The sequence below is a fragment of the Sphingobium sp. L-44 genome (assembly GCF_056859495.1).
Window position 1 is genome coordinate 1 of sequence record NZ_JBSXOQ010000047.1, and the last position, 4793, is coordinate 4793.

Consider the following 4793-nt stretch of genomic DNA (forward strand, 5'->3'; position numbering starts at 1 on the left):
GCAGATCGAGGGCATGGCCGCCCTTGCCACACCCATAACCGAGGAGGTTCAGCCGCTACAGATTACACCCAAGGCCGCCTGAAAATGCAGCCCGATGGCCAGCACCGAAATTACACCACATTGACGGACGTGACCAAATTCCGCTCCGAAATGGGAGTATTTTCTATGTGACAACCCAACTGGTGAAGCATTGAACGAATATGGCGAGCAAGGTTGGGAATTGGTGAACTGCGTTAGCTTCACGACAGGTTTTGGACTTGGCGGTAATGAAAAAATGACGGTGCAGTTTCGTTACATATTCAAGCGATCCATGCTATCTACCTACCCAGCCCAAGCTCATGAGGCACTAAAAACTGCGTCTGAATGGCGAGACAGATGGGATCAGTTGAAGCAAGAACTGGAAATTGCGAAGGAGGAACTAGAAGCGCTTCGATAGTTCGCTGACACCCCCACAGGTCAGCGTCTAGTTAGGCGCGACAATCTATTGGACGGACGATGCCGGTCGCCCGTCCTATTCATCTCAGGCCGCTTCGGACGTTTTCTTCTTATCTGCCCGCTGCCTACGCTTCCGGTCCGTTTCCTTTTCCCGCTTCGCTTTCTGTGCAGCTTTGGCCTCTTCCGGCGTCAGAACCTTGCGTTTGCGCCCCGGTCTGCTGTCGCGTTCATATTCGGCGATACCCATACCGGAGATGTCGATCAGGTCGAGAACCACGTCACAGTATCCGGTGCTCTGGAAATATGCTTCCAGATGCCGGGCCTGCACTTCATCGTAAACGTATAGGTGGACGGTTTCGGTGCTCTCCGCGACACGGACGCTGGTTCGGCAGGCAAACTGGACCATGATGTCGAGTTCTCGGGTTTCCACGATCGCTTCTGGAGAAATGCCGATCACCTTAGCGATGGACAGGTCGCACGCGGATGGCTTGGCCGTAAACAGGATGGTGGCTTCGTTTCTACATGACCACAGATTTGACCCTTGCTGGCGCGGAGACAGGCATTTACCGGGAAGCAATGACGTCTCGTGATCCGGCCGCTCGAACAGGCTCCGTTCGTTGCGATTGCAAGTCCAGATGTGCCGATCGGCTGTGACTCGGCTCGCGATGTCGTTACCGATAGCGGTCAGATAGCGGCGGCCACGCGGACTGTCCCACAGCGTCCGACTGGCTTGGTGAGCGCGAGCATAATAGTGCACCACGACAGTTCGGCGCATATGGCGCAGTTCGGTCGCCCGATCGAGACGCACCCATTCAAATTCTGGCCACTTCGATCGGATGATTTGATACGCAACTGATTGGGTAAGGCCGTGCGCCAGCATGGTGACCTGATCGAAAACCTTCAACGATGTCGGAGCCCAGATCGACCACCATTCCCATTTCCGCTCGACATCAAGCTGGTCGAACGATTGCAACGAAGTGGCGACCTCGCACCGATCGCCAATGATGCGCTGCGCCATGACCGCCAGTGGATTACCACACGAGTCCTCATCAAAATCTTTTGCCGTCGCGTTCGAAGTGGAGATTATCCGGCGGGCCTTTTTATCTGCACGCTGTTCCAGTTTGAAGTGATGAGTGAGAAGGTCCTTGCTCAATTTGGACGACAGGCTTTGCCGATCCCAGATCGAGGGACGCTCATCAATCACGAGCTTCCAACCTCGAAAGCCTGACAAATCAGACGTTTTTAAGGCTTCGTGGGTGATGATCGCGACCACATGGCCGCCGGTATAGGTGTTTCCAAGGCCTTCGACGCGAACACGAACCGATGTGCCGCCGATCCGGTCTGGATCGTCATAGGCGTTCTGGCCCATGCTACAGATCGTGACGACATGGACACTGGTCCCGGCTGCGGCGGCTATGTCACGGATTTCCTGTGCACGCTCTTCTACCGCTGCCCTTCGCTCTACCGCATATAGGTACAGGCCGGGATTCTTGATAATATCGAAACATTCATCGTAAGACTTTCCCGCCCCGCATGGGCGATCGTCATAAAAAATTATACTCATCATACTCCATATGGACGGTCCCAATTGCGCTACTCATCATGAGTATGTCCCGTCTCTTTCTATTCTTTAGAGATATCGGTGGGACAAAAGCGAAATTAAAACAGACGTATTTTACGAATCTATTCAATATTAATAAGGCGCATGAATTTATTGATGGAAAAGGCAACGAAGTAATTTCAAAGGACTTCATTTGTTGCCCATGTCGACGAGGGCTCGCAGTCGACGTGGGTGGCAAAAGAAGTCCTTTGCTCTGGCGGCCGACCTATGGAGGGCGCAGAGATGCATCTGAATGGACCGATGCGGCAGCACGCCTCAAGGCGGATTCAGGTCGTAGCAATCGAAGGATGCCTTCTGCTGAAGTGAGGCATCCGCCCTTTGATCTCAGGGATGAAACGGCTCACTTCATGGCTGCCAACGACATGACTGGACTACCAGATGTCATCGAGGCAACACGCGGTGAGCGATCGGTCGATCCCTCCCCGGAGCCAAAAGCCAACGTCGTCGACGAGCCGCCGAGCCGTTGGCCTCCGGCTATCCATATCACTGATGTCATCTCGATCAGAGCGGCTTTCCTGCCTCTCACTTCGAAGGCAACGACATCTTTGCAATCTTAACAGGTCAGCCAACGGACGAATGGCCCTCAAGGCCGCGAACACCCCACCGCCGCGCGCAGCGCGGCTCCCACCAAAGCGAGTAGCGCCAATGGGACACCGGATCGGCACCGCCCTCGAATGCAAACCGATCCTTTACTCTCGATCGGCAATATGCCCCACATGCGTAACAATTTCGCCTTGAAGTCGCTTGCGGTCGCCGGGCTGGTCGGCGTCGCCGTGGGCGGTGGTAGCAAATACCTGTCCGACTCATCGAGAGCCCTCGAAGCCAGTGCCGCCGATGAAGTGACAACAGAGTGGCGACCAACCCGCGACACGATCCGGGATCGCCCGATGTCGGCGGACGAACTGGACGCCCAGCAGCCTTCAGGTCCTAGCGCCACACCTCAGCGCAGCCCACGCGCCCAAACGCCAACGGGATCGGGAACATGGTCGTATCGGAATTGCGCCGACGCCCGAGCCGCCGGTGCTGCGCCAATCCACCGAGGACAGCCGGGCTATGGGCCGCATATGGATGGCGACGGTGACGGCATCGCGTGCGAGCCGTATCGGGGACGATGATATGAAACTGGTCTTGATCTCAGCCTCCCTGACGGCGTGTCAGCAGTAATAAATGAAATCAGGGAGGTCCCAATGATGGCAGCGATTGCCATGAAGTGACCCGCGCCGACGTTGCAGAAGGGATCATCTGGCTTGCCATCATTATCAGTTCATTTAGTGAGCCGGAATGCCGAGTTCATTTAGTTCCAAGCGCGCCTATCGACCCGGTATCATCGCCAGTAGAGAACGGCGGATTGCCAACGCGCATACCCGCGCGACACCTCTACTGGAGGTAATCGTGAGCATGACGGGAGCGACGATCCCTGAGATGATGCTCGCGCTGAATCAGGCAGGATATCGAGCACCGCGCGGTGGCCCAGTGAGCCATAACACTGTCACTCGCGCGATGGCTCGGATCGGCCAACAGCCACCGGTCACCTCACGCCCTAAAGAGCCAGCGAAGTTGAAATCTCGGAAAAGCATCCGCGCCCGTAGCGAGCGGTATGAAGTGTTCCGGACGCCTGAATATGCCTACACTTCATTGTTCGATTATCGACCGGAGTGGTTTCAAGGCAGAGGATGCGATCCGTCGGCAGGCGATGGTCGCATGATCCGCGAGATAATGCGGCGCAAAAATCCCGGCCCTCACTTCGTCAATGACATCCGCGACGAGGAATTGGCGGCACTGTCGGGCTGCGGTCAGGCCACGATCGGCGATTACCTCACTATGGACGATCCGCCTGAGTGCGACTTCATGGTGACCAACCCGCCATTCTCGAAGGCTATGGCATTCGTCCAGAAGGCGCGAACGCACGTATCTGGCCCGATCTGTATCCTCCAATCAACAAGATGGCAGGGCACTCAGAGGCGGAGCGAATGGCTGCGGACCGCCGGACTTGCCTATGTGCTCAACCTGCCTCGGCGACCGCAATGGGAAGTGGATTCAGGCGATACCATAAAGAACAATGTGATGGACTTTGCATGGTATGTCTTCCTGCCCGACTACGATGGGCTGCCGAGCATGGACTGGCTGCTGGACACCGAACAAACGTGACAATCTTTGTCATTGCCACACTCACCACTTCATAACTGTCGGCGGGCATGATCGGATCAACTTCTTGGGGGAAAGAAATGATTCGGTATCTCGCAGCAGCGGCGCTCATATCCGCGCCGACCGTTGGTTATGCACAAGGCCCACTGACCGGCAGGCTCGATCTGGCCTGTATGGGCGGCGGTTCTGCCAACAAGGTGGCGCAGGCGACAGCCAACGCATGGGATAGCAACGGCAACTATGGCGGAGCCAGTGTCGTGGGAACGCGAACGGTTGGCTTTGAGGATCAGGTCAATCTCTGGATCGATGGCGAAGAAGGTAGAATTCGCATGCCAAGGTCCATGCTGCCCGCGATCCGAGGCGGCGAGGATGGATGGTTCAAGCTCAAGTCCGTCGAAGTGAAAGAACGAGAGATTACCGCCTCAGTCGCGGTCAATCCGCTGAACAATCCCAAGGTCACGTCCGTCAATGTGGTGTAATTTCGGTGCTGGCCATCGGGCTGCATTTTCAGGCGGCCTTGGGTGTAATCTGTAGCGGCTGAACCTCCTCGGTTATGGGTGTGGCAAGGGCGGCCATGCCCTCGATCTGCATG

General features: G+C 56.2%; 6 protein-coding genes. 5 read left to right on the top strand and 1 reads right to left on the bottom strand.

Features of this window, described 5'->3' with window-relative positions; all coding sequences use genetic code 11:
- Positions 1 to 190 precede the first annotated feature (190 nt).
- Complete coding sequence (locus AC13EK_RS03980; RefSeq protein WP_483022049.1) at positions 191 to 436, top strand: DUF4177 domain-containing protein; 246 nt, start codon at positions 191 to 193, stop codon at positions 434 to 436.
- An 84-nt stretch (positions 437 to 520) separates the two neighbouring features.
- On the opposite strand, the gene AC13EK_RS03985 is transcribed toward AC13EK_RS03980, so the two are convergent.
- A complete protein-coding gene (locus AC13EK_RS03985; RefSeq protein WP_169860022.1) occupies positions 521 to 1804 on the bottom strand; it encodes a hypothetical protein in 1284 nt (427 codons plus the stop codon).
- 233 nt (positions 1805 to 2037) lie between these two features.
- On the opposite strand from AC13EK_RS03985, the gene AC13EK_RS03990 reads away from it, so the two are divergent.
- The 4 genes from AC13EK_RS03990 to AC13EK_RS04005 all read left to right on the top strand — a co-directional run bounded on the left by AC13EK_RS03990 (position 2038) and on the right by AC13EK_RS04005 (position 4680).
- Complete coding sequence (locus tag AC13EK_RS03990; RefSeq protein ID WP_169860021.1) at positions 2038 to 2613, top strand: hypothetical protein; 576 nt, start codon at positions 2038 to 2040, stop codon at positions 2611 to 2613.
- A gap of 330 nt (positions 2614 to 2943) precedes the next feature.
- Positions 2944 to 3171: an excalibur calcium-binding domain-containing protein gene (locus AC13EK_RS03995; protein WP_169863181.1), complete on the top strand. Its 228-nt coding sequence runs from the start codon at positions 2944 to 2946 to the stop codon at positions 3169 to 3171.
- 277 nt (positions 3172 to 3448) lie between these two features.
- Positions 3449 to 4204 (top strand): hypothetical protein, encoded by a 756-nt coding sequence (locus AC13EK_RS04000; RefSeq protein WP_483022050.1) that lies wholly within the window; start codon positions 3449 to 3451, stop codon positions 4202 to 4204.
- A 47-nt stretch (positions 4205 to 4251) separates the two neighbouring features.
- Positions 4252 to 4680 carry a hypothetical protein gene (locus AC13EK_RS04005; protein ID WP_483022051.1) on the top strand — a complete coding sequence of 143 codons (429 nt, stop codon included), beginning with the start codon at positions 4252 to 4254 and terminating at the stop codon, positions 4678 to 4680.
- The last annotated feature ends 113 nt before the right edge of the window (positions 4681 to 4793 follow it).